This window comes from Paenarthrobacter sp. 4246 (genome assembly GCF_040546855.1).
GTDB lineage: Bacteria > Actinomycetota > Actinomycetes > Actinomycetales > Micrococcaceae > Arthrobacter.
The window spans coordinates 1-21,368 of the sequence record NZ_JBEPOP010000012.1 but is presented as its reverse complement, the minus strand read 5'-3'; the positions used below and the strand labels follow the sequence as shown (position 1 = coordinate 21,368).

General features: G+C 64.1%; 18 protein-coding genes. 6 read left to right on the top strand and 12 right to left on the bottom strand.

From position 1 onward, the window contains the following. Positions 1–41 precede the first annotated feature (41 nt). Positions 42–1,244, top strand: a complete 1,203-nt coding sequence (locus ABIE35_RS19185) for an FG-GAP repeat domain-containing protein (RefSeq protein ID WP_502921398.1) — start codon at positions 42–44, stop codon at positions 1,242–1,244. Here ABIE35_RS19185 and ABIE35_RS19180 read toward each other — a convergent pair. From ABIE35_RS19180 to ABIE35_RS19145, 8 genes are read right to left on the bottom strand one after another with little or no spacing between them, the layout of a single operon-like run. Next, on the bottom strand, positions 1,241–1,402 hold the full coding sequence (locus ABIE35_RS19180) for a hypothetical protein (RefSeq protein ID WP_354517414.1): 162 nt from the start codon (positions 1,400–1,402) through the stop codon (positions 1,241–1,243). The two genes, ABIE35_RS19185 and ABIE35_RS19180, sit on opposite strands and share 4 nt — an antisense overlap. Further along, positions 1,402–2,745 (bottom strand): NtaA/DmoA family FMN-dependent monooxygenase, encoded by a 1,344-nt coding sequence (locus tag ABIE35_RS19175; protein ID WP_354517412.1) that lies wholly within the window; start codon positions 2,743–2,745, stop codon positions 1,402–1,404. Before ABIE35_RS19175 ends, ABIE35_RS19180 begins: the two co-directional genes overlap by 1 nt. A 9-nt stretch (positions 2,746–2,754) precedes the next feature. Further along, entirely contained in the window at positions 2,755–3,813 is a 1,059-nt protein-coding gene (locus tag ABIE35_RS19170; protein WP_354517410.1) for an LLM class flavin-dependent oxidoreductase, read from the bottom strand. Then, a complete protein-coding gene (locus ABIE35_RS19165; protein ID WP_354517408.1) occupies positions 3,810–4,649 on the bottom strand; it encodes a DUF1684 domain-containing protein in 840 nt (279 codons plus the stop codon). The genes ABIE35_RS19170 and ABIE35_RS19165 overlap by 4 nt, the downstream gene beginning before the upstream one ends. Continuing rightward, complete coding sequence (locus ABIE35_RS19160; RefSeq protein WP_354517407.1) at positions 4,633–5,799, bottom strand: LLM class flavin-dependent oxidoreductase; 1,167 nt, start codon at positions 5,797–5,799, stop codon at positions 4,633–4,635. The genes ABIE35_RS19165 and ABIE35_RS19160 overlap by 17 nt, the downstream gene beginning before the upstream one ends. Beyond that, positions 5,796–6,827, bottom strand: a complete 1,032-nt coding sequence (locus ABIE35_RS19155; protein WP_354517405.1) for an ABC transporter substrate-binding protein — start codon at positions 6,825–6,827, stop codon at positions 5,796–5,798. Before ABIE35_RS19155 ends, ABIE35_RS19160 begins: the two co-directional genes overlap by 4 nt. Positions 6,828–6,835: 8 nt before the next feature. Beyond that, entirely contained in the window at positions 6,836–7,741 is a 906-nt protein-coding gene (locus ABIE35_RS19150) for an amino acid ABC transporter ATP-binding protein (RefSeq protein ID WP_354517403.1), read from the bottom strand. Next, entirely contained in the window at positions 7,738–8,703 is a 966-nt protein-coding gene (locus tag ABIE35_RS19145; protein WP_354517400.1) for an amino acid ABC transporter permease, read from the bottom strand. The genes ABIE35_RS19150 and ABIE35_RS19145 overlap by 4 nt, the downstream gene beginning before the upstream one ends. Positions 8,704–8,992: 289 nt before the next feature. Here ABIE35_RS19145 and ABIE35_RS19140 point away from each other — a divergent pair, with 289 nt between their 5' ends. The 4 genes from ABIE35_RS19140 (at position 8,993) to ABIE35_RS19125 (ending at position 14,352) form a co-directional block, all read left to right on the top strand. Then, on the top strand, positions 8,993–10,963 hold the full coding sequence (locus ABIE35_RS19140) for an FAD/NAD(P)-binding protein (RefSeq protein WP_354517398.1): 1,971 nt from the start codon (positions 8,993–8,995) through the stop codon (positions 10,961–10,963). Position 10,964: 1 nt separating this feature from the next. After that, entirely contained in the window at positions 10,965–11,483 is a 519-nt protein-coding gene (locus ABIE35_RS19135) for a GNAT family N-acetyltransferase (RefSeq protein WP_354517396.1), read from the top strand. Positions 11,484–11,486: 3 nt separating this feature from the next. Further along, complete coding sequence (locus ABIE35_RS19130) at positions 11,487–13,208, top strand: helicase HerA-like domain-containing protein (protein WP_354517395.1); 1,722 nt, start codon at positions 11,487–11,489, stop codon at positions 13,206–13,208. 115 nt (positions 13,209–13,323) lie between these two features. Beyond that, positions 13,324–14,352 carry a hypothetical protein gene (locus ABIE35_RS19125; protein ID WP_354517584.1) on the top strand — a complete coding sequence of 343 codons (1,029 nt, stop codon included), beginning with the start codon at positions 13,324–13,326 and terminating at the stop codon, positions 14,350–14,352. 150 nt (positions 14,353–14,502) lie between these two features. Here the strand turns inward: ABIE35_RS19125 and ABIE35_RS19120 are convergent, their stop codons facing one another. From ABIE35_RS19120 to ABIE35_RS19105, 4 genes are all read right to left on the bottom strand, one after another. After that, on the bottom strand, positions 14,503–16,476 hold the full coding sequence (locus tag ABIE35_RS19120; protein ID WP_354517393.1) for an NHL domain-containing thioredoxin family protein: 1,974 nt from the start codon (positions 16,474–16,476) through the stop codon (positions 14,503–14,505). Further along, on the bottom strand, positions 16,476–18,770 hold the full coding sequence (locus ABIE35_RS19115) for a bifunctional copper resistance protein CopD/cytochrome c oxidase assembly protein (protein ID WP_502921397.1): 2,295 nt from the start codon (positions 18,768–18,770) through the stop codon (positions 16,476–16,478). Before ABIE35_RS19115 ends, ABIE35_RS19120 begins: the two co-directional genes overlap by 1 nt. A 142-nt stretch (positions 18,771–18,912) precedes the next feature. Continuing rightward, entirely contained in the window at positions 18,913–19,200 is a 288-nt protein-coding gene (locus tag ABIE35_RS19110; RefSeq protein WP_011776355.1) for an HU family DNA-binding protein, read from the bottom strand. 235 nt (positions 19,201–19,435) lie between these two features. Then, positions 19,436–19,999: a GNAT family N-acetyltransferase gene (locus ABIE35_RS19105; RefSeq protein WP_354517389.1), complete on the bottom strand. Its 564-nt coding sequence runs from the start codon at positions 19,997–19,999 to the stop codon at positions 19,436–19,438. Positions 20,000–20,202: 203 nt separating this feature from the next. Between ABIE35_RS19105 and ABIE35_RS19100 the strand changes: the two genes are divergently transcribed. Further along, entirely contained in the window at positions 20,203–21,219 is a 1,017-nt protein-coding gene (locus ABIE35_RS19100) for a patatin-like phospholipase family protein (RefSeq protein WP_502921396.1), read from the top strand. Positions 21,220–21,368: the final 149 nt, after the last annotated feature.

The following is a 21,368-nucleotide window of genomic DNA, read 5'->3' as shown; positions in this document are numbered from 1 at the left end:
GCCTCAGCACAAACGTCAATGCAGGCTTCCGGGGGAACATCATGGGGAACGTTCGAGCACGCACCACACGGTTTTCAATGCTTTCAGCGATAGCTTTGGCAGCCGGACTTTTGGTCACGGGGACACCGCCCGCCACTGCGGACAACCAACCGACGCCAATCATCGACGGCGCCGCCTACGTGGGTGCCGAGCTGCGCCGCCAGTACGACTACAGCTACTGGGGCTGCCGGAATCCGGACGGCTCGGGTGACGGCATCACCTTGGAGTGGTTGCGCGACGGCGATCCGCTTCCGGAGGATCGGCAAGGGGAAACCCTTCGGATCCTGCCCGAGGACCAGGGCAGCCGGATATCCATGCGGGTCCATCCCCTCACCCCGGGAAACCAGGGCTGCCCAACCGGCACGCAGCTGAGTTCGGAAACCTTGCCGGTGAAGGCCTCCAGCCGGGCCATGGGGTGGACCGGCCGGGGCAACTTTGAGCCCCTCGCCCGGACGCACGACGGCAGGCTCATCCTCTATCCACGGACCTACACGTACTACAAAGGCATGTGCGAGGGTCCCTGCCCTGCCTATTGGGGTACATGGGACGAACCCGAGCAGGTGGGACAAGGGTGGAATGTCTTTGACATTGTCTTCTCCCCCGGCGATTTCGACGGCGACGGCTTCAACGATCTCCTCGGCCGGGATGCCGCAGGAAAACTCTTCCTCTACCCCGGCGATGGTGAGGGTGGTTGGCTCGATCGCGAGCAGGTAGGCCAAGGATGGAACGTCTTCAATGCCATAGTGGGCCCGGGCGACTTCAATGGCGACGGCACCAACGATGTGCTGGCACGCGATGCAGCAGGTGGCCTTTTCCTTTACCCCGGCGATGGAGACGGCGGCTGGCTCAACCCCGAGCAGGTGGGGTGGGGCTGGCAGGTCATGAACAAGATCATCACCGGTGGCGATATGAACGCCGATGGTGCCGTGGATATTTTCGGACGCGACCAGTATGGCCAGCTGCACCAGTACCGCTCCGACGGTGAAGGCGGCTGGGAGGAGCCTGCGCAGGTCGGGGTCGGGTGGGAGTCGTTCTCCCAAGTGGCCGGACTCGGCAGTTCCGGCCACTCGAAATACAACGAGCTCTCTGCCGTTGACGCCAACGGCAACCTTCTCAGTTACATCACCGGCGCATCAAGCACAGGGCTGCATGGCCCGTATGGGCCCATCGGCCGGGGTTGGAACGTCTTCAAGGAACTGCTCTAAAGCGGCTGCCCCAACACCGTCAGCTGCAGGCTGACGGTGTTGCGCGAACCGTCGACGACGGCGGCACCCGACCCGTCGCGGTCGGGCGCACTGCCGCACTGGCCCGGCGTGAAACCAAACCAGCGCCGGCAGAGCTGCAGCAGGCGGTGCGTGCCCATCAGACCTTGACCGACTCTTCGGACCGCACCGGCGTCTCCAGCCCCAGATTTTCCCGCAGCGTGGTGCCGCGGTATTCCGTGGGGTAGACGCCGCGTTCCTGGAGTTCGGGCACCAGGTGGTTCACGATGTCATCCAGGCCGGTGGGGACCAGCCACGGAGAGATGTTGAAGCCGTCCACGGCACCAACCCGGGCGTATTCCGCCAGGTGGTCCGCTACCGCCGTGTAGGAGCCGGTGAAGGTCGCGTCGATGCGTGCCGTCTTGGACGTGACGAACTGGCGGATGGACAGGCCCTTGTCCTTGGCCTCGGCCCTCCACTGATCGGCGAGCTGCCGGGCCTTGGCACCATGGAAGCCACTGCCGCGCGTCTCGGAGGTTTCCTCCACAACGGGATCGATCTCCGGAAGGGGTCCATCGGGATCGTAGGAAGAGAGCTCACGGCCCCAGAACTGCTCCAGGTAGGCAATGGCCTGCTGCGGTCCGATCTGCAGGCTGCGGACCCAGTCCTTCTTGTCCTGGGCCTCCCGGTCCGTGGCGGCAAGGATGAATTCGCTGGCCGGCATGATCTGGACGGCGTTGGCCCCACGCCCGGCTGCAACCGAGCGGGCAACAATGTCGCGGCGGAATTCCACGGCGTTGTCGAACTTCGGATGTGCGGAGAAGATCACATCGGCTTGGCGGGCAGCGAAGTCACGGCCTTCAGGTGAGTCACCGGCCTGGAACAGAACTGGACGGTACTGGGCGCTGCGGGGCAGGCGCGGGGTGACGTCAATTGTGTAGTGCTGGCCTTCGTGGAGGATTCTCCGCGCCGGGCCGGTGGAGGTTTCCCACGAGTCCCAGATGCGCTTGGCCGTCTCGACAAAGGCTTCTGCGTGCTTGTAACGGTCAGCATGGTCCAGGTAGCCGCCACGTCGGAAGTTCGCTCCGGTCCAGGCGTTGTCCGTGGTGACGATGTTCCAGGCAGCGCGGCCACCGGAGATCAGGTCCAGCGATGACAACCGGTGCGCAAGGTCCGCGGGATCGTTGTACGTGGTGTTCTGGGTTGCCACCAGGCCGATGTTCGTGGTCACGGCAGCGAGCGCGGCCAGCATGGTCTGCGCGTCCGGACGGCCCACCACGTCCAGGGCGTGCGGACGTCCGAGGTGCTCGCGGAGACGCAGGCCCTCACCCAGGAAGAAAGCAGCGAACTTGCCGCGCTCTGCGGTCTGGACGAGCCGGCGGAACGACTCGAAGTCAGTCTGCGAGCCGGATTCCGGGGCCTTCCAGATGGTGCCGGAGTTGACGCCCTGGAAGAAGATGCCGAACTGGATCTGGCCGCTCGGCTGGAAAATATCGCGGGTCATGGTGTTCCTCTACTTTCCTGCGCCGGAAGCGGTGGTTGCATAGCGGTTCTCCGCTGGGGCGAGGCCCAGCAGCTCACGGAACGTACCGTCCTGGATCGGCGCCTGCAGCGAGCCGCGGCGGCGCAGTTCCGGCAGGACAAGCCGTGAGAGTTCGTCCAGCTCCACGTCCACGGCAGCCGGGTGAAGTCGAACGCCGTCGGCTTCCTTCAGCAGCGCGTCGAGCAGCTCGGTGAGATCTCCCGGCGAGCCAACAAAGCCCGCCCGGCCGTTTGCGGCCGGGGTACCGGCCCGCGAAACCGCAGCTTCGCCACGCGAGTCCAGGACGACGTCGAGCTCGGCAAGAACCGCCACGGACGCACCCAGCCGGGCCCGCACGTCGCGAACCTCCGCGGCGAGCAGTTCGGGTGTTGGCGCGGACACGAGCACAGCATCAACGGCATCAGCGGGCACCAAGCCCTCGCCCACCAGCGACGCCGCGGCCAGCACCGGCAGCTGGCCCTGCAGCGGCCTCGGAATGATGGAAGGGCCCTTCACGGAATAGCCGGGACCGGCGAAATCGGAGGGCGTTTCAAAGTCCACATAGTGCAGCTTGTCCACATCGATGTAGCGGCCGGTGGCGACGTCCCGGATCACGACGTCGTCTTCCCACGAATCCCACAACCGACGCCCCACCTCGATGGACGCTGCAGCCTCCTGTGCCAGCGCGGCACCTTCCACCGAAGATCGTCCGACGGCGGCAGCGGCCTCGGGCGACTCAGCTGCTGTGACGATCCACCCGGCACGGCCTCCGGACACGTAGTCCAGGCTCGCGAGCTGCGTGGAAATGTGGAAGGGCTCCGTGTAGACGGTGTCCACCTCGGGGACCACGGCAATGGTCCGGGTGATGGGACCGGCGAAGGCTGCGCGCTGCAGGGCGTTGGTGCGGCCGGCTTCCGGCGCATCCTTGAACGTGGCTACATGGAAGCCAGCGGACTCGGCGGCGAGGACGGCGGTTGCAAGGTTCTCATACCCTGCGCCGTCGAGTTCAATGGCCAGGAATCCGGCCTTCGTTTCTTCGGAGGAACTCACTTCTGGTCCTGACGTTCGTAGGGAATCTTTTCGCCGGCTTCTATGGCCACCGGAAGCCGGTTCTCGGCAGGCGGCAGCGGGCAGGTGGCGAGGTCGGTGTAGGCACACGGGAGGTTCACTGCGCGGTTGAAGTCGAGCTGCACTGAGCCGTCAGCCGCGGGAACCACGGACAGCGAACGGTTGGCCGCGTACGTGGTCTTGCCGGAAGTCTGGTCGGTGAACAGTACAGACAACGAGCCCGGGGCGTGGCCGTTGAACGCGGTCAGAGCAAGTTCTTCACCGGCCAGCTTGAAGCGGATCTCACCCGGTGCTTCATAAACATGCTGGATACCCTCGACGGCGGCACCCACCGTGGTGGGGCGGGGAGTCTCGAAAGGAACAAAGGTACCTGCCACCGCGAACGCAGCGTTCGGGGTGTAGGCGGGTGTTCCCTGGTACTCCTGCAACAGTTGGTTCTGCGGATTCCGCGGCCGAACAATGTACTCGCCGCCGCGCTTGGCCACCTCGATCACGGTGTCGCCCGAGACCAGGTTGATGCCTCCGCGTTCCTCGATGGGCCCGAACTCCAGCGGCTCCCCGCTGCTAAGTTCCACGCCGTCCTGCTGCAGGCTTTCGCCGGGCTCCAGGACAACACGCACGACGTCGGAATCCGCGCTCCATGTGCCCGGCGCACCTTCCAGCCGGGTCGCTTCATTGGTGAGCCAGTGCAGGTGGGTCACGGCAAGGAAGCCGTGCGGGTTGGCGCGGTGGCGCTCATGGGCGTCATGCCATTCCTGCCATTCCTCGTCGAAGGATTCCAGGGCTGTTTGCGTGGCGCTATTAGTGTGCAAAGACATGGGCGTTATCCGTCCTGTTCAAGGCGTGGTCTGCGGTGACTGCTGCTGCGGCGTCCGGTTCGGTGGCTCCGGCAAATTCGGGTCGCCCACCGAAAGGGTCTTCGGCTTCCCACAAGGTGGTGGGAGCGGCAGCACGGACGGCCGGAATGACGTCCACCGCGAAACGTTCCAGGATCTCCAACTGCTGTTCGAAAGGCAGTGTGGTGGGCAAGGAGATTGACTGGAGGTCGTGGTGGTAGAGCGAGTGGTAGCTGAGGATCTTGTCGATGACCTGCTCTGGGCTGCCCACCAGTGCCGGCCCCTCGGCGACGGCGTGCTGGATGTCCCGGAACGGTGAGTTGTTGCCAGGGACGTTGCGCCCGGCGGTCAGCCCCTCGTACACCGGCCCGTACTGGCGAATGGCTTCCTGCGTGGTGTCCGCAATGAACACACCCCCTGCACCGCTGCCCGAGCCCAAGTACTGGTGCCGTGGATCGTGGCCGTGGCGCTCGTACTCTTCGCGGTAGTGGTCGATCAGGACCTTGTAGTTCTCCCGCGGTTGGATGGCGTTGGCCGTGAACAGCGGATCCCCCCACTTTGCGGCGAGCGCAGCGGACGTCAGGGTTGTAGCTGAGCCGTGCCAAATCCGGGGCGACCCCGCAAAGGGGCGGGGCGTCGTCGTGGTTGGTTCGGTGAGCGCGGGCCTGAAGCTGCCCGACCACGTGACGCTTTCCTTCCGCCAAAGCGTGCGCAGCAGCGCGTATTTCTCGGCGAGCAGGTCCCATTGGTCGTCCAGGGAGAGGCCAAACAGCGGATACTGCAGGACTTCGTTGCCTTTGCCGATCACCAATTCCAGGCGGCCACGGCTCAGCTGGTCGATGGTGGCGTAGTCCTCGGCCACCCGTACCGGGTCCAGCACGGAGAGCACGGTGACGCCGGTCTGCAGGCGGATGCGGCTGGTGACGGCGGCAATCGCGGCGAGGACCGTCGTCGGGGAAGACGAGACGAACTCGCCGGCGTGACGTTCCCCCACGGAGAAGCTGTCGAAACCGAGTTCCTCGGCATGGCGGGCCGTCTCCACTACCTGGTTCAGCCGGTCGGCGGTGGAGACGATCTCCCCCGTCACGGGGTTTTTCAGGTGGGGAATGATGTCAAGGACCTGGAACTTCATTTGGTGGTTCCGGCCGGGGTCCCAAACGTCGCTTCGGTGACGGTCTTGGATTCCGGCAGGGCTTCCTCGGAGAGGCCCCAGCGTTCCAGGACCTTGCCGTAGGAGCCGTCCTTGATGGTGGAGTTCAGGGCGTCGGTGATGGCCGGGGCCAAACCATTGCCCTTGAGAGTGGTGGCGGCCACCAGGGTCTCCGCGGGCCATCCGGCGTTGACCTTGCCCACTACCTTGAGGTCGTCGCGGGTGTTTTCGCGGTACGTGACGGACGGGAACGGTGCCAGGTTCAAGTCCGTGCGGCCCGAAGAGAGCGCCAGGATGGTGTCGGCATCCGAAGAGTAGTACTGCAGGGTGGCCGGCGCCTTGCCCTTGTCCTCGAGTTCCTTGTTCCAGGCAAGCAGGATCTTCTCCTGGTTGGTGCCGGAACCCACGGAGATCTTCAGCCCGGAAATGTCGTCCGAACCCTTGATGTTGTAACTGGAGCTCTTCTTCGCTTCAAATCCCATGTACGCGGCGCGGTAGGTGGAGAAGTCGAACAGCTTCACGCGGGCTGCGTTGATGCCCACGTTGGAGAATACGGCTTCGAAGTCACCGGACTGGGTCTTGAGCGGCCAGTTCTCCCACGACGTCACCTGAAGGTCCAGCTCCAACCCGAGCTTGTCGGCCACCAGCTGGGCGATGTCCACCTCCACCCCGATCGGCGTTTTGTCATCGGTGGCGTGGAAGGACAACGGGATGGAGCCGGCAGTGGTGGCCACTGTCAGCTTGCCGTCCTTGGCGATCGGTGCGGGGACCGCGCCGGCGGCGGCGGTGTCCTTCTCAGCGCGGATCCGGTTCTGGTCCACAGAGGTGTTGTAGACAACGCCGTTCTTGGCAGCTGCGGACTCCGGCTTGGCAGCCGACGCTCCAGGATCGGAGCACCCGGCCAGTGCGGGAAGCACGACGGCGGGAAGTACAGCGAGTGCCAGGAGCCTGCTTTTGATGGGGCGCAGTCTTGTTTCATTAACGGCGAAGCCGTGGGTCTTGCGAAGCATGGCGTGTCCTAGATGTTGAAAGCTGGTTCGATGACTTTGGAGAAGAAGCTGCGTGTACGTTCCTCGCGGGGGTTCGCGAAGATGTCCTGCGGGGTGCCGGACTCGACGATCTGGCCTTGGTCCATGAAAACCACGGTGTCCGCGACGTCCCGGGCAAAGCCCATCTCGTGGGTGACCACAATCAGCGTGGTGCCGGACTTGGCCAGTTCACGGATGACGTCCAGGACCTCGTTGACGAGTTCCGGGTCCAAAGCTGACGTGGGCTCGTCGAAGAGCAGGATCTTCGGATCCAGTGCCAGCGCCCGGGCAATCGCCACACGCTGCTGTTGGCCGCCGGAAAGCTGGCGCGGGTAGGCGTCGGCACGATCCTTCAAGCCCACCCGGTCCAGGAGTTCCAACCCCCGCTTCCGGGCTTCGGCTTTGGAGCGCTTCTGGGCCACGATGGGCGCCTCGATGACGTTCTCCAGGGCAGTGAGATGCGGGAACAGGTTGAAGCTCTGGAACACCATGCCAATGTGGGTGCGCTGCTTGAGGATGTCCTTCTCGCGCAGCTCATGGAGCTTGTTGCCGCGGACTTCGTAGCCCACCAGTTCGCCATCGATGGTGATGTAGCCGCCGTCCACCTTTTCCAGGTGGTTGATGGTGCGCAACAGGGTGGACTTGCCCGAACCGGAAGGACCGACGATCACGGCAACGCCGCCCGGCGGGACGGACAAGGAAACACCCTTGAGGACTTCCGTGGCGCCGAAGGACTTGCGGACGTTGGTGATGTCCACCTGGCCACGGGTGGCAGCCGGGGCTGTGCCGGCTGGAACTGTGCCGGCCGAATCGCGAGCCGGGGCTTCAGCGGCAGGCTGTGCCGCCGTCGTGCCTTCTTCCCGGGTGGGTTCCTTGCGTGCAGCAATGATGCTCATCGGGCGTCCTTCGTGGGAGTGGCAGCAACGTGGGTGGTGAAGAACTTCCTGGCCCTCTGCAGCGGGGTGAGCGGCAGGGTCCGCAGGGCGCCCTTGGAGAAGTGGCGCTCAATGTAGTACTGGAAAACGCTCAGCACCGAGGTGATCACCACGTACCAGAGAGTGGCCACCAGCAGCAGGGGAAGCACTTGCTGGGTCCGGTTGTAGATGACCTGGACCGTGTAGAACAGTTCGGAGTAGGCCAGGACGTAAACAATCGAGGTGCCCTTGACCAGGCCGATGATCTCGTTGAACGCGTTGGGCAGGATGGCCCGCATTGCCTGGGGAAGCACGATCCTGGTGGAACGCTTCCATGCCGGGATGCCCAGGGCCGAGGCCGCCTCCAGCTGCCCCTGGTCTACGGAAAGGATGCCGCCGCGGATGATCTCGGCGGAGTAGGCCGCCTGGTTCAGGGTGAGGCCCAGGACGGCTGCAGCGAACTGGCTGATGAGCGTGGTGGTCTGGGCTTCGAAGAAGCGGACGTCCGTGAACGGAATGCCCAGACTGATCTTCTCGTAGAGGTAGCCCAGGTTGTACCAAAGCAGAAGCTGGACCAGCAGCGGCGTGGAGCGGAAGATCCAGGAGAACGTCCAGGACACCGAGACCAGCAGCGGTGAGGCGGACAGGCGCATGAGGGCCAAAATGAAACCGAGGACGAAGCCGAGGACCCCGGAGATAGCCGTGAGCTTGAGGGTCTCGATGAGTCCGTTGACCACCGACTGCGCGGTGAACCATTCGGCCACCACTCCCCACTCCCACCGGGGGTTGGTGACCAGTGACCAGGCAATGGCTGCGACACCGGCTGCCACCAGTACGGTGCCTACCCAACGCCAGGGGTGCCGGGCCGGAACCACCTTGTACTCGGAGTAGTCCGGGGTGGGCGGTGCAGTTTCCGCCGTGGCAGGCGGTGCGATTGCACTCATGCGCCACCTCATTTCAGATCGGTTGTTGTCTATCGGATGGCTGCCAATCTAGGGCCGCGCGAAACCCGGCAGCAAGGCGGGATTTTGCACTTCTTCACTGGACTTCGTGCGGCTTCGCAGGGGTTCGTACAACGTCACAATCGCCGTCATCAGGCGCCATATGCGTCCCTTCTTTGCGCGCCTTAACGTGACGTGACGCGTGGTGAACGGCCGTGACCACCGCCTCGACCAGCGGCCTGCTTCGTCCCTAGATTGGGCATCACCACACCACTGCTTTTCAGGAGATCCCATGCCGTCACGAGTTCCAGCCATCGCCTTCATTGGCGGCGGCCCGCGTACCGCCGGCGTCCTGGAACGGCTTGCCGCCAACCGTCCTGCGCTGTTTCCCGGCCCTCTGCACATCCACGTCATCGAACCCCACCAACCCGGTTCCGGGAGGATCTGGCGCTATGACCAGGATCCCGGGCTGCTGCTGAACTCCACGGCTGCGGACGTCACCATGTTTACGGACGCCTCCGTGGCCTGCGATGGGCCATCGATTGACGGACCCGGGCTGTCCACGTGGGCGGCGGGCGTGCTGGACGGCAGCATCCGGGATGTTCCTCCGCTGGAGCCGCACCTGCTGGCTCAGCTCCGCTCCCTGACGCCGGCTTCCTTTCCCACCCGGCAACTCCAGAGCAAGTACCTTGAATGGTTCTTCGGCCGGGCCGTCAGCTCCCTCGGCCCCGAGGTGACGGTGACCGTGCACCGCGACACGGCCACCGCCGTCGAGCGTTATGTTACGGACGCCGCTTCCGCCGTCCCGGACGGCATTTCGGCTGGGTCCGACGACGCCCCTCACCGCGTGCGGCTGGCTTCCGGCGCCGAGGTGCTTGCCGACGTCGTGGTCTACGCACTGGGCCACACCGATTCAGTTCCCGACCCCGAGTCTGCCCGCCTCAGCGAGTTCGCCGCCCGGCACGGCGGGTTCCATGCGCCGCCGTCGTACACCACGGACGTGGACTACTCCGCGATTGAACCCGGCCAAGACGTGATCGTTTCCGGGATGGGCCTGGCGTTCGTGGACCTGCTGGTGTTGTTGTTCGAGGGCCGTGGTGGCCGCTTCGAAGAAACGTCGGACGGCCACCTGGACTACGTAGCCTCCGGCGCCGAACCGCGGGTCTGGGCGGGGTCCCGGCGCGGTGTACCGTTCCACTCCAAGATCTCCTCCGCCCTTCGCGGCAAGCCGATCGCCCGGCCCAGATACTTCACCGCCGAGGCCATCGATGTGCTCTTGGCCGAGCACCAAGAACTGGATTTCCGCAAACACCTGTGGCCCTTGATCGCCAAGGACGCTGGCTACGCGTACTACCGAGAGCTCTTCACCGGCTACCCGTCACGGGTGCTGGGGACCTGGACCAGTTTTGAGTCGCGTTTCGACGCCCTTGATTGGTACAGCGCTGCCCGGGAAGAGCTGGTGGGATTCTCCGTGCCGGACCCCGCCCTGCGCCTTGATCTCGAAAAGCTCGACCATCCCCTGAGCGGCTGCGCGTTCGCCGATCATGACACCGTGCAGCGTTCGGTAGTCTCGTATATCCAGCGCGACCTTGACCTGCGCACCAGTCCCGACCACTCCGAGACGCTCGCCCTGTTCACCGCCTTGCTGTTCGTATACATGGACCTCGGGCGTCTCGTCCCTCAGGAACGGCTCAACGCCCGCTCCCAGCAGGCCATCCACGGGTGGTGGCACGGCTTCTTCAGCTTTGTCGACTCCGGGCCGCCCTCCCACCGCCTCCGCGAGATGCTGGCATTGCACCGGGCCGGATTCCTGAAGTTCCTGGGTCCCGGGATGTGGGTCCGCGCCGATGATGCCATGGGCAGGTTCGTGGCCGGTTCGTTCCAATCGCCCGTGGTGGTGGACGCCGCTGCGTATATTGAGGCGCGGCTGCCTGCCGCTTCGGTGGAACGGTCCGCTAACCCCGCGTTGGCGGACCTCCACGACGCCGGATGGGGCACCGAACAACGGCTCCTGACCTCCGAGGGTGCACACTCGACCGGAAAGCTGCTGGTCTGCGGGAATCACCAGGTCCTGTCCCCTGTTGGTACACCTCAGAGGGGTTTGTTCGCGGTGGGTCCGTGGACGTCCGGCTGGGGCGCTGGGGCATTTGCACGGCCCAACACCAACGCAGCACCCTTCCGGGAGAACGACGCCCTGGCACGGAGGATCCTGGAGACCCTGACCACCACCCGTGAACTTACCGGCGCCCTACGAAAGGCCTGACATGACCACAACGCCAACCCTGCCGACGTCGGGCCTGACCGTCCTGACCCTGCCCATGCGCGATCCCCGTGTCCGTCCGCTCCTGGACGAGCTCGCCGTGGAATACGAAACCCGGTACGGGAACCTGTTCGGCACCGGCGGTGCCGCGGAGGAACTGAACCGGTACCCCGCAGAGGAATTCGAAGCTCCGCACGGCGCACTGATCATCATCCAGGAGAACGGCGAGTCAGTGGCCGGTGGCGCGTTCCGCCGCTATGACGACCACACTGCCGAGCTCAAGCGGATCTGGACCCACTCGGCCCACCGACGTCGCGGCTTGGCACGGCTGGTCCTGACGGAACTGGAAAATGAGGCTCGACGACGCGGCTACCGGAAGCTCTATCTCACCACTGGCCCGCGCCAGCCGGAGGCGAAAAACCTCTACCTCGCCACGGGCTATAAGGCACTGTTCGACCTCGCCGCGGACCCCGAGGAAATCAAGCATTTGGCGTTCAGCAAGGATCTTGCCGTGCACAGCTAAGCTATGCGCATGGCCAACAAATCCACTGCAACAACTGCCGAAAAACTCGCCACTATCCAGCAGGGGTACACCTTGGAAGGTGCCACCATCGAGCTGGGCGCCGCGATCGTGGACGGTGAAATCCACAAAGAGGCCCAGGTCCGGCTCCCGCTCGCCATGATGAACCGGCACGGGCTGGTGGCCGGCGCCACGGGCACCGGCAAGACGGTCACGCTGCACATGATTGCCGAGCAGTTATCGACGGCGGGTGTTCCGGTTTTTCTCGCGGACATCAAGGGTGATCTGTCAGGACTGGCCACGCCCGCCACCGGCAGTGAGAAGCTGACCGCACGCACGTCGGCGCTGGGGCAGGATTGGCAAGCCAAGAATTTTCCGGTTGAATTCCTCTCCCTCGGTGGGGATGGCAACGGCATCCCCGTCCGCGCCACCATTACCTCGTTCGGGCCTATCCTGCTCTCGCGCATCATGGATTTGAACGACACGCAGGAATCCAGTCTCCAACTGATTTTCCACTTCGCGGACAAGAACAACCTGGAGTTGATCGACCTCAAGGACCTCCGAGCGGTTATCCAGTTCCTGACCTCGGACGAAGGCAAGGCCGAACTCGCAAACCTTGGCGGGCTCTCCAAAGCAACAGCCGGCGTGATCCTGCGCGAACTTGTGGGCTTGGAAGCCCAAGGCATGGAGAAGTTCTTCGGCGAGCCCGAGTTCGATACCGCAGAGCTCCTCCGCACAGCGCCCGATGGCCGGGGCGTGATCAGCTGCCTTGAATTGCCTACGCTGCAAACCAAGCCCTTACTGTTCTCCACGTTCCTGATGTGGCTCCTGGCCGACCTTTTCGAAGACCTCCCCGAAGCCGGCGACCTGGACAAGCCCAAACTCGTCTTCTTCCTGGACGAGGCCCATCTGCTGTTCAACGGCGCCTCCAAGGCATTTCTTGAGGCCATCACCACCACCGTCCGGCTTATCCGTTCCAAAGGCGTGGGCATCTTCTTCGTCACCCAAACACCCAAGGATGTTCCTGCTGACGTCCTGGGCCAGCTTGCCAACCGTGTCCAGCACGCCTTGCGCGCCTTCACCCCCGAGGATGCCAAGGCGTTGAAGGCCACCGTGTCCACGTTCCCCGTCAGTGACTACGACCTCGAAGAGACGCTCACCTCCGCGGGCATCGGCGAGGCCGTCATCACTGTCATGAATGAGAAGGGTGCGCCCACACCGGTTGCTTTGACCCGGCTCCGCGCACCGGAGTCCGTCATGGGTCCCAGCGCGGACGACCTCATCAAGAGCACCGTGGCCGCATCGTCTTTGCTGGTGAAATACGGCACCGCCGTGGACAACCTCTCCGCGTACGAGAAGTTGAATAGCCAAGCCGCCGTATCCACCGGCGATGCTGCCCCCGGGCTGCCGCCGGTGCCTGCTTCATCTTCCGGGGGTTCCGGGGCGCCTGGGAGTTCCGGTGTCTCACAGACCGACATCGACGCCGAAGCGCGCCGCATCGAAGAAGAGATCCTCGGCCGTCCCAGTTCGAGGCCCTCGTCGACTCAGTCATTCCCCGCTCCTGCTCCAGCTCCAGTTCCGCAGGATGGCATGTTCGGAGACATCGCCGGAGCCCTCGGTGGGGCGCTCGGTGGTGGGCTAAAAAGCATGGTCCGGTCCATGGGCACGCAGTTGGGCCGTGACCTCATGCGCGGCGTCTTCGGCACCTCCTCACGGCGGCGTCGCTAGTCCAGCCTGACTGCCACAAGTACGACGCCGGATGGCAGCAATGCCTGCTGCCGCCCGCCGCCGCGCCTTCTCCAATCGGTGGACATACGTCATATCGGGGCCTTCCTGCACAGTGATCGCTGCCGCGGCAGGTAACGTAAAGGGCGTGCAGTTGAGTCAAGCGTTCGTCAAGACCGCAGCCGGATGGCTGCTCGGTCTGATGCTTGCTGCCGCCGGGGCCATCGTCTGCATCAATTTGGTGAGCTCGTCGGTGGCCAGCCCACAACAGCCCGTCAAGGAGTACTTGGCGGCGCTGCAAAAGGGCGAAGGCGAAGAAGCGCTGGGCCTCCTGCGGGCCAAAGTGCCCAGCTCGAACGCCGCCATGCTGGACGGCACGGCCCTGCAAACGGCCGCTTCCAAGATGTCCGACGTCACAGTGGGGAACCCTGAATCGCGGGGCAGCAACCGCGTGGCAGTCCCCGTCGACTACACCCTGGACGGCAGCAAACTCCACACAGAGTTCCTGATGGAACGCACAGGGACTCAGTGGCTGTTCTTCGCCAAGTGGGCGTTCGTGCCCACCACGTTGCCCACCATTGAGGTCACGGTGGTCAATGCCAGCGAAGCCACCCTCAACGGTGTGCCCGTGAATATGCCCAATGGCCGCAACACCTTTGCTGTCTTCTTCCCCGGCAAGTACGAGGCCAGCCTCAACGGGACCTTCTTCGAGGCGCCGCCCACCTCGGCCCTCGTATCAACGCGCGACGGCGGCCAGGCTCCCCTGAACCTGCAGACGCGCTCCACCAAGTCCATGAACGAGGCCGTCGCCGGGAAGGTCCGCGAATTCCTGGACAGCTGCGCGGCGCAGGCCACCGAACAGCAGCGACTCCAGCCCGATTGCCCGTTCTACCACGCCAGCAACGCCCGTGTGGTGGACGGAACCATCAAGTGGGCCATCACGGATTACCCCAAGATCACCATCGAACCTTTCGGCGGCAAATGGGTGGTGGCTCCCCTGAACGGCAAGGCCACCCTGACCGCCCGGGAAATCAACCTGTTCACCGGGTACGTCAACGACCTCAGCGTTGAGCACGATTTCAGCTTCACCACCCAACTGGATGTCGACGCCGACACTGTGACAGTCACCCCGATGCTGACTTTCTGAGTTTCCCTGGCTCGCCGCACTGGCCTGCCGTTAGCCAAGTCCGCCGCACTCACCTGCCGCACTCGCCGGCCTTTGACCAGTTTCAGGGCATGAAAAAGGCCCGGGCCAACCCCTTGAGGAGTGGGCCCGGGCCGTTTCGGTCAGTTGCGCTCAGTCCATGCCACGCAGATCCAGCACCAGCTCGGACTCACCGTCGGCCTGCAGGACTACCGGAATGCCCCAGTCCTGCTGGTAGAGGTGGCAGGCGGCGTGGTCCGGGATTTCGCCGTCCTCGGTTTCAGGTCCATCACAAGCAGCCGCGCGGGCGGTGATGTGAAGGATGCCTTCGGGAACGTCGGCGGACAATTCCAGGGTGCGCAGCAAGCCCACCGATGTTCCGCCCCCGGAGACCAGCAGTTCCGGCGGGGTGGAGGAGATCTTCATCTGCGTGGGGTCGCCCCATCGGTCGTCCAGCTTCTGGCCGGTCGGCGCCGTGAAGCGGACGGCCAGTTCCAACGGGCCGGGGGTCACCGGGCTCTTGGGACGATGCGTCTGTGAGGCGCCCTCGTCCACTTGCTGGGCTTCCTTGGGGATCGGGACCAGGACCAGTTGGTGCTTGTTGGACTCCACCACCACAAGGAGCGGCTCACTGCCTTCCACCTGAACCACCACGACGTCACTCGGCTCAGCGAGGCCTCTCGCCAACGTGGACACCGACTTGGTAGCGGGGTCGTACCGGCGGACGGCACCGTTGTAAGTATCTGCGATGGCTACAGAACCGTCCGGCAAGACGGTGACACCCAAGGGGTGCTGCAACCGGGCTTCAGCGGCGTCGCCATCACGGAAGCCGAAATCGAACAACCCCTTGCCTACCGCAGTTTCCACGGTGACGCCGGAGTCGTTCAGCACCAGCCGGCGAAGGGACGACGTTTCCGAGTCCGCAACCCAGATGTTGCCGTCGGCGTCGATCGCCAATCCGGAGGACTGGGCGAACCAGGCTTCTTCAGCCTTGCCGTCCAGCAGGCCCTCCAGACCGGAGCCGGCCAGGATGGAAACCTCATTGCCCAGGGGGTCGAAGGCGAAGATCTGGTGTGTGCCGGCCATGGCGATGACAACGCGCTGCAGCTTCTCGCTCCACACCACGTCCCACGGTGAGGACAGGGAAACCTCGGTACCCAGACCCAGCGCCCCTACATCGATGGCATCGGCCGCGAAATCAGCCGGGCCGGCGTCGTGATGTTCGGACCACGTACCGGCGCCCGTGTCCGTCACTCGGGCGGGTCCGGCGTCGAGCAACCGCTGTACACCGTTCCCGGCGACTGTCTGCACGTAACCGGAGCTGAGTGTCACTCCACGGAGGCGGTGGTTGACGGTATCGGCCACCACGGCGTCGTAGCCCAGTTTCCATGCGAGCTCCGACGGGAGCAGCGCGACGCCCTGGGGCTCGTTGAACTGTGCGATCTCCGCTTGGCCGTCCAGGTACCCTTTGGTGCCGGAGCCGATGACGCGCTCTACGGTTTCCAGGTCCGGGCGAAGCTCCACCAGGCGGTGGTGGCCTGAGTCCACCACGAGGTAGTTGCCGTTCGGTAACTGCGTGGCTTTGCCCGGGAAACGTAAAGTGCCCGACGTCGGCACGGGAGCCACGTAGGGGCCGTTGCCGCGATGAAGGGTTCCCTTGGCTTCATGCTCGGCTACGAGTTCTTCCAGCAGGACAGCCAGTCCGTCAGCGTGGCCCTCACCGGAGAGGTGGGCCACGATGTATCCCTCGGGGTCGACGACCACCAGCGTGGGCCAGGCACGGGCCGTGTAGGCCTTCCACGTGGCGAGTTCCGGGTCGTCCAGGACCGGGTGGTGGATCTCGTAGCGCTCAACGGCCGATGCCAGCGCTACGGGGTCTGCTTCGTGCTCAAACTTGGGCGAATGTACGCCCACCGTTACCAGGACGTCCGAGTACTTCTCCTCGAGGGGGCGCAGTTCGTCAAGAACGTGCAGGCAGTTGATGCAGCAGAAGGTCCAGAAGTCCAGCAGCACGATCTTGCCGCGCAAGGACTCCAGGTCCAAAGATTTGCCGCCCGTGTTGAGCCAGCCGCGGCCCTCCAGTTCGGAGGCCCGGACCCGGAGTTGGGTGCGTACGGTTTCGCTCATCAGCGTCCTTCCAGCTTGGTGTTCGGTTCAGTCTGCACTGCAGAGTCTGGGCGTTCGACATTGTTGCGTTCGACGTCGCCGCGCTCGTCATTGCTGCTCTCGGCGTCGCCGCGTTCAGCCTGGGCGGTCCGGGATGGTTCGACCGTCCTGGAAGGCTGGGCAGTGCGGCCTGCCATTTTGGCATCGCGGTCAGCGAGCCGGGCAAACATATCGTTGTAAGCGCTCAGGTCGGCGTCGTTATTCCTGTCCGCGGCACGATCAACGCGGCGGGTCTCCCGTTCATCCGAGCGGGACCACATCACGGCCACTCCGATCGCCACCAGCAGCGTGGGTACTTCGCCGATGCCCCATGCAACGGCGCCGCCCAACTGCTGGTCCCCGATGGCTGAAGGACCCCAGGCCCGGCCCAGGTTTCCAAAGTAGTCGGCGGCCAACAGCCCGGTGCCACCCATGATGGCCACCCCGAAGAACGCATGGAAGCCCATGGTGGCCAACAGGAGGAGCAGGCGCATCGGGTAGGGAGCACGGCGTGGCAGAGGATCGCTGCCAATCATGCTCAGTACAAAGATGTAGCCCGTCAGGAGGAAGTGCAGGTTCATGAGCTCATGGCCCACATGTTCGCGCATCGCCAGGCCGAAAAGGTCCGAGTAGTAGAAGAGGACGATGGAGCCCGCAAAGTTTGCCGCGGCGAACAACGGGTGCGTGACGATCTGCGAGAACCTGGAATGCACAAACAGCAGCAACCATTCGCGAAGTCCCCGTGAGCCGTGGGCTCCCTCTCCCCTGGAAGGCAGTGCCCGCAGGGCAAGCGTGACGGGTGCGCCCAGAACCAGGAAGATCGGGGCAACCATGGTCAGCGCCATGTGGTCCACCATGTGCGCTGAGAACAGTACTCGGCCATAAACAGCAGGCGGACCGGAGGTGATGTACGTGAGCACCACGAGGCCGATCAGCCAGTTCACTGACCGGAACCATGACCACTGGTCTCCGCGTTTGCGGACCTTGATGATGCCCATGATGTAGGTGACCGCACCGAACAGCGCCACTCCAACCCACAGCCAGTCGAAACGCCATTCGGTCAGCCAGCGTTCCGGAGTAAGTTCCGGTGGGAGCTCGTAGCCGGAGAGGATGAACGACGGCGATGCATCAGGCGCGTAGGTGGTGGGCTGAGGCGGAGCCGAGCGTCCCAGCGCAACGGCAAGTCCCGACGTCGCGCCCATGACCAGCAGCTCTACCAGAACCAGTTGCCACAGCACGCGGCGGGCAGACATGGATCCGTTCTTGCCGAGCTGGGGAATGACCCACTGCCGGTGCATGAACCCGATGCCACCCAGCACCAGCGTGGCCAAGGATTTCGCGACGATGAGTTGGCCGTACGGGGAGCCGAACAGGTCCGCGGGGTTGGTGACGCGGATGGCGGCATTGATGACGCCGGAGGCGAACACCAGCACGAAGGCGAAGCCGGCCAGGGCCGAGAAACGCCGGAGGGTTTGTTCGGTGATGTCCGGCGTTCCTTTGTTCCGGGAACCCGTGAGGATCCCGGAGAGGACAGCGAGCATGATGATTCCGCCCACCCACGTGGAGACCCCTACGAGGTGGAGTCCCAGCGAGTTGATGGCACCTTCGTGGTCGCTGGAACTCGACGAGTGTCCGATCAAGGCGGTGGGAATGAGGCCGATCAAGGCCAGCAGGAGAGTGAACGCCAGCCCGGTCAAAGATCTCACCCCGAACAGCGCGGTAGTGACCACTGCGGCGATGATGGTGACGGCGAGCCAGGCCTTGCCCGTCTCGATGTCCGTCATGAAGTACACCAGCGAACGGGTGAACTCGGCGTCGCCCGAGAGCCTTTGCCCCGCTACGTCTGCGTAGGTCAGGACGAGGACTGCCACTGCGGACAATGTCCATGCCGCTCCCGCGGCTGCGGCTACGGCGAGGGCCCGGGCAAAAGCGGGGTGTTCGGGTGCGTCAACGTCCTTCTCGCGGGACCGCGAACCACCGAGGTTCTTAGGCAAGATGCCGACGGCAAAAATCAATCCGCCCACCACGGTTGCAACTGAGACGTTGTGGATGGCCTTTGCGATCGGAAGGCCCCACCGGACCAACTCGCCGGGGTCGGAGACCTGCCGTGCTGCGGAAGCACCTGAGAAGATGAGGGCCGCGGCAAGCGTCAGGAACAGCGCCGCCAGGCCGGCCAATTGCCACGGCACGGAAATCCCCGCGACTGTAGTGCCTCCCCGCGCTCCCGGCGTGGGAAGAGGCGAAGGGGCAGTTGCGGAATTTCTTGCTGATGGCACTCATCCATTGTCCGCTACCTGTCGCAAGGCTGCGAATCGGGACGGTGCTATGTGGATCACGGGTGCTATGTGGATATGTAGAAAGCAGAAGGGACGGCAACCATCAGGTTGCCGTCCCTTCCAGGCGTTCGCCGAAGAGTAGTTACTTCTTCTTTGCGACAGCAGCCTTCAGCTTGGAGCCAGCGGTCAGCTTGACGCTGTGGCCAGCCGCGATCTGGATGGTCTCGCCGGTCTGCGGGTTGCGGCCGGTGCGAGCTGCACGGTCGGTGCGCTCAACTGCGAGCCAGCCCGGGATGGTGATCTTTTCGCCGGCGGCGACAGAAGTCTCGAAAACTTCGAACAGTGCATCGAGCACAGAGTTGACTGCTGCCTGGCTGGTGCCAGCCTTGCCTGCTACCTCTGCAACGAGTTCACTACGGTTCTTAGCCATTTACGTCCTCCTGGACTCATACGTTTTTGAGCTTTCAAGCGGAATGCGAGCAAGCCACTGTTCGAAAACTTACCAGCTTGGGCTGACATGGCCAGCAAATTCCGCGTGTTTCCGCGCCTTTTTGACCAAAATCACCGGATTTTCGGGGTTTTTAGGGGTGCTTTACGCCCTTGGCGTACCCTACGGCGTTGGCCGACCGCCCTCGCTGCCCCATCAGACCTCCTACTGTCCGCCGTCAGAACAGGACGCGCTGGAACAAAACGTGGTCCTGCCATTCCCCCGCGATGTGAAGGTAGGCGGGCGCAACGCCGATCCGTTCGAAGCCGCACCGGTTGAGGACAGCTTGGGACGCTGTGTTGTGGAGCAGTGTCGCGGCTTGGACCCGATGGAGGCCGAGCTCCTCTGTTGCCATACTCACGACGGTGGCGACCGCGCCCGACGCCAAACCCCTGCCAGTGCATTCCGCATCAATCCAATAGCCCAGGTTGGCGTTCTGGAAAGGGCCGCGGACGATGCCGGTCAGAGTGATCATCCCCTGAATTCCCCGGCTGTCGGTGACGACCCACGGCACTTCGCTGCCAGCGGCATAGTGGCCGACCTTGGCTCGTATCGAAGCCTCCTGCCCGGCCACGGTAAAAAAGTCATCTCCACGGGTTGGCTCCCATGGCTCCAAATGTCTTCTATTGCGCAGGTAAGCGTCAGCCAGGTCTGAGGCGTCTGAGAGCTCAAGAGGGCGCAGATTCACCCGTTCCCCGCCCGCTCTGCCCGCGCCTGGGGACACCTGCCGTGTGAGATTCATCCCCAGACTCTACCGGCGCCGGCCCCGACAATTGCGCAGGTGGCTAAGGAGTGATAACTTTTCGCGTGATCGTGAACTTTTGGCAGGAGGTGAGACCCATGAATGCAGTATCCATAGTGGGCGCTCCCTGCAGTCCACGATCCCGCGACTGAGCCAGTCGCCAGTGGGAGCGCCCTTCACGCACTTCGCGAAAGGCTACTTCCTTGAACACAACAACTTCTTCATCACCTAACGCCAGCCCGACGACGGTTCCCGGGTTACCGGCGCCCGTCCAGTCCCAGCCGCACGTCGACGCCGATTGGGCCGTAGCGGGACCGGCGGCACCCCAACGAGCCTTGGTCCTGGGTGGCGGCGGCTCAACCGGAAATGCGTGGCTGATCGGAGTCATCGCCGGCCTGTTCGACGCCGGGCTGGACGTGACCACCGCAGCCCTGACCATTGGCACCTCAGCAGGGTCAACCGCCGCAGCCCAACTGTCCGGTGCGACCCCAACCGAGCTGTTCGATGCCATCGTTGGCGCAGCCCTGCCGGAACCGGCCAACCACGTGCAGTCTGGCGTGGCTGGGTCTGGCGCCAGGCCGGTAGTGGACCAGATGGAACGAACCGGCAACATCATGAATGCTTCCACGGACATGGCAGATATGCGCCGGCGGTTGGGGGCAGCAGCCATAGACATGGCAGAAGCCATGGAAGGCTCCAGCGCACGATGGCGTGCCACGGTGGCAAGCCGTTTGCCCCAAGCGCAGTGGCCGGAACGGGCAATGCTCTTGACCGCGGTGGATGCCCGGACAGGTGATCCGGTGGTATTCCACCGCCACAGCGGAGTGGATCTCGTAGACGCGGTTGCCGCCAGCTGCGCCAGCGGCTTCGCCTATAGCATCGGCAGCAACCAATACATCGACGGCGGATACCGCGCCAACGCCGAGAACGCAGGCCTGGCAGCCGGGTATTCACGCGTGCTGGTGTTGGCCCCCTTCGGCGGCCGTACGAGGACTCCGTTGGAGTGGGGCATGCACCTCTCTGGACAGGTGGACGCGCTGCAAGCCAACGGCAGTAAGGTTGAAACGATCTTTCCCAACCGTGAATCCGAGCATATGTTCGGCGTCAATGCGATGGACCTGTCCTTGCGTCCGTCAGCGGCCCGAGCAGGATTTCAGCAGGGCAAAGCGCTAGCGCCTCACTTGGCCGATTTCTGGAGTTCACGGGATCTTCCGGGCTGAAGGATGCTCCTGTGCCACCCCCGAGGCGGCTCTGTCTTGTTGTCGCTCGGGGGTGTGTTTGGGTGGTTAAAGGGGAAGAGCCCCGACCTGTGGTCGGGGCTCTTGCCTAATGGTTGTCCGGCGGTGTCCTACTCTCCCACACCCTCCCG

Excerpts from the sequence above, each read along its gene's own strand:
- ABIE35_RS19145 (WP_354517400.1), bottom strand. The coding sequence starts at position 8,703 with ATGAGTGCAATCGCACCGCCTGCCACGGCGGAAACTGCACCGCCCACC.
- ABIE35_RS19120 (WP_354517393.1), bottom strand. The coding sequence starts at position 16,476 with ATGAGCGAAACCGTACGCACCCAACTCCGGGTCCGGGCCTCCGAACTG.
- ABIE35_RS19140 (WP_354517398.1), top strand. The coding sequence starts at position 8,993 with ATGCCGTCACGAGTTCCAGCCATCGCCTTCATTGGCGGCGGCCCGCGT.
- ABIE35_RS19180 (WP_354517414.1), bottom strand. The coding sequence starts at position 1,402 with ATGGGCACGCACCGCCTGCTGCAGCTCTGCCGGCGCTGGTTTGGTTTC.
- ABIE35_RS19160 (WP_354517407.1), bottom strand. The coding sequence starts at position 5,799 with ATGAAGTTCCAGGTCCTTGACATCATTCCCCACCTGAAAAACCCCGTG.
- ABIE35_RS19110 (WP_011776355.1), bottom strand. The coding sequence starts at position 19,200 with ATGGCTAAGAACCGTAGTGAACTCGTTGCAGAGGTAGCAGGCAAGGCT.
- ABIE35_RS19135 (WP_354517396.1), top strand. The coding sequence starts at position 10,965 with ATGACCACAACGCCAACCCTGCCGACGTCGGGCCTGACCGTCCTGACC.
- ABIE35_RS19185 (WP_502921398.1), top strand. The coding sequence starts at position 42 with ATGGGGAACGTTCGAGCACGCACCACACGGTTTTCAATGCTTTCAGCG.
- ABIE35_RS19105 (WP_354517389.1), bottom strand. The coding sequence starts at position 19,999 with ATGAATCTCACACGGCAGGTGTCCCCAGGCGCGGGCAGAGCGGGCGGG.
- ABIE35_RS19155 (WP_354517405.1), bottom strand. The coding sequence starts at position 6,827 with ATGCTTCGCAAGACCCACGGCTTCGCCGTTAATGAAACAAGACTGCGC.
- ABIE35_RS19165 (WP_354517408.1), bottom strand. The coding sequence starts at position 4,649 with ATGTCTTTGCACACTAATAGCGCCACGCAAACAGCCCTGGAATCCTTC.
- ABIE35_RS19130 (WP_354517395.1), top strand. The coding sequence starts at position 11,487 with ATGCGCATGGCCAACAAATCCACTGCAACAACTGCCGAAAAACTCGCC.
- ABIE35_RS19175 (WP_354517412.1), bottom strand. The coding sequence starts at position 2,745 with ATGACCCGCGATATTTTCCAGCCGAGCGGCCAGATCCAGTTCGGCATC.
- ABIE35_RS19150 (WP_354517403.1), bottom strand. The coding sequence starts at position 7,741 with ATGAGCATCATTGCTGCACGCAAGGAACCCACCCGGGAAGAAGGCACG.